3 protein-coding genes are annotated in these 2,169 nt (G+C 73.4%); 2 read left to right on the top strand and 1 reads right to left on the bottom strand.

Going from position 1 to position 2,169, the window contains the following annotated elements; all coding sequences use genetic code 11:
- Window positions 1-5: 5 nt before the first annotated feature.
- On the bottom strand, window positions 6-791 hold the full coding sequence (locus tag ADY01_RS35065; protein WP_049580882.1) for an AraC family transcriptional regulator: 786 nt from the start codon (window positions 789-791) through the stop codon (window positions 6-8).
- Between the two features lie 99 nt (window positions 792-890).
- On the opposite strand from ADY01_RS35065, the gene ADY01_RS35060 reads away from it, so the two are divergent.
- Together ADY01_RS35060 and ADY01_RS35055 are read left to right on the top strand one after the other, a co-directional pair.
- A complete protein-coding gene (locus tag ADY01_RS35060) occupies window positions 891-1,700 on the top strand; it encodes a phytanoyl-CoA dioxygenase family protein (protein WP_199826401.1) in 810 nt (269 codons plus the stop codon).
- A gap of 29 nt (window positions 1,701-1,729) precedes the next feature.
- Window positions 1,730-2,035, top strand: coding sequence for a hypothetical protein (locus tag ADY01_RS35055; RefSeq protein WP_049580881.1), 306 nt, complete (start codon window positions 1,730-1,732; stop codon window positions 2,033-2,035).
- Window positions 2,036-2,169: the final 134 nt, after the last annotated feature.

The raw sequence follows: 2,169 nt of genomic DNA, 5'->3' as shown, positions 1-2,169 counted from the left end.
GGCGGCTACGGCGCGGGAGGGAGTGCGCCGGAGGCGCGGACGGCGCGGGGGGAGGCGCCCAGCTCACGGCGGCAGATCTTGTTGAACGCCTGGAGGTCGCCGATGCCGACCGAGGCCGCGACCGAGCGGACCGGGAGGGTCGTCTCGCGCAGCAGGTGGCCCGCGCGCTCCATGCGGCGGCGCCTGATGTGGGCCACCACCGTGTCGCCGGTCTCCGCGCGGAAGAGGCGGGTGAGGTGGTTGTGCGAGACGCCGGCGGCGAGGGCGACGCCGGGCACGGTCAGGGGCTCGGCGAGGCGGGACTCGATGTGGGCGATCGCCGCCGCCACCGCCTGGTGGCCCGCTCCCTCCGTGTCCGGCGCGGGCAGGTGCGCCACGCGCCACAGCACCGACCACACCTCGGCCGTGGTGCGGGCGGGGGCCTGCGGCGCCGAGGAGATGGCCTGGAGCAGCTGGGCGGAGAGGGTGGCGGTGTGCGCGCCCGCGTCCTGGACGGCGGGGACGGTGCGCGGCTCGCCGGTCGGTGACAGCCGCAGGTGGGCGTAGAGGTGCTCGGAGCGGCCCCGGTACTGGTAGCGCACCAGCGTGCCGGGCGGCACCAGGCTCACCGTGCCGGGCCTGATCGTGTACGCGGTGTCGGCGACGATCAGCCGCGCGGTGTAGCGGTAGAGGTGGAGCTGCCACAGATCCGGCAGCCGGAACGTGTCGTGCGGGCTCGCGGTGCCGTGCACGCCGACGCCGATCCCCGCCACGCGCGGCGGTTCGTCCAGCCGAACAGAAAACCACTGCATGGGGAAAACGTACCAGTGGTGGTGAGCACTACCCATGTATCACCTGGCGTCGGGCGCCTAGCGTTGATGAGTGCCAACCACTGACGACCGGAGGGTCCGATGACTGAACAGCTGCTCACCTCGGTGCAGATGGCGCGTTTCGTGGCGCATGGTTTCCTGCGCCTCGACGCCGTCGTGCCGGACGACCTCAACGACCGGGCCGTGGAGGTCCTGTCCGCCGGGATCCCGCCCGTGCCCTATGGCACGCCGGTCCCCGACGCCTTCCCGGAGGGCTCGCTCGCGCGCCGGCTGGTGGAGGTGCCGGCCGTGGCCGGGGCGCTGCACAGCCTCGTCGGTCCGGGGCCCGAGATCGACCACCACGCGGTCCACGTCCGCGAGCCGGGCGCGGGCAGCGCCCAGCCGCTCCACGGCGACGCGATCATCGACGTGCGGCCCGACGCGTTCGACGTCCAGCTCATGTACTACCCGCGCGAGGTGCCCCTGGAGGCGGGCGGGACGCTGATCGTGCCGGGCAGCCACCTGCGCAGGACCAACGAGAGCGACACCGGCCGCTACCAGAACATCCTGGGCCAGCACCGGCTGACCTGCCCGGCCGGGACCGTGGTGATCCTGCACCACGGGCTGTGGCACGGCGGCCGGCGGAACGAGGGCGCCGAGCGCCGCTACATGTTCAAGATCCGGTTCAACCCGACCGTGCGGCAGCGGCTGCTGTGGGACACCGGCGACCTGGACGACCCGGCGGTGGCCGAGGAGTTGCGGATCCTCTTCCCCTGGTACGAGCAGGCGACCGGGCGCCTCGAACTGCACAACCGGGTCCGGCTGTGGCGGGCGATCACCGGGAACGAGGCGTTCGACCTCGACCACTGGGTGACCCGCGTGACCAACCGCCCGACCCGTTCCGCCGCCTGAGACGGCGCACCCGAAGGAGAAGAACAGCCATGAGCAGCACCGTGAACGGGGACCCGCGACAGCGGGTGCTCGTCCTGTACCTGTCCACCTCGGCGCTGGACAGCCGCACCCTGGGCTGGGCCACCTACGACGGCACCGGCCGCACGTCGCCGACCACCGGGGACGGCGACGAGCCGCCCTACCCCGACGGCGTCGCCGCGCTCCGCGACGGGTGGCGGCTGATCCAGGCGTCGCAGCTGATCCCGCCCTATCCGGGGCACGAGTACGACGTCTCGTTCCTCAAGCACGAATTCCTGTTCGAGAAGCTGGTGGGGACGGGGCCCGTTTCGCCCTGAGGCGGGCGGGCACCCGGGGGCGATGAGTACTCCACCCCCGGTCCCCGATCCCGTACCTCCGGCGCCGACGCCGCCGCCGGGTCCCGGCGGCGGCGTCGGCGCCGGAGGTACGGGATCGGGGACCGGGGGTGGAG

The sequence above is a fragment of the Streptomyces sp. SBT349 genome, assembly GCF_001083795.1.
Taxonomy (GTDB): Bacteria; Actinomycetota; Actinomycetes; order Streptomycetales; family Streptomycetaceae; genus Streptomyces.
The sequence above is the reverse complement of the archived record's forward strand: the minus strand, read 5'-3'. Positions and strand labels throughout refer to the sequence as shown.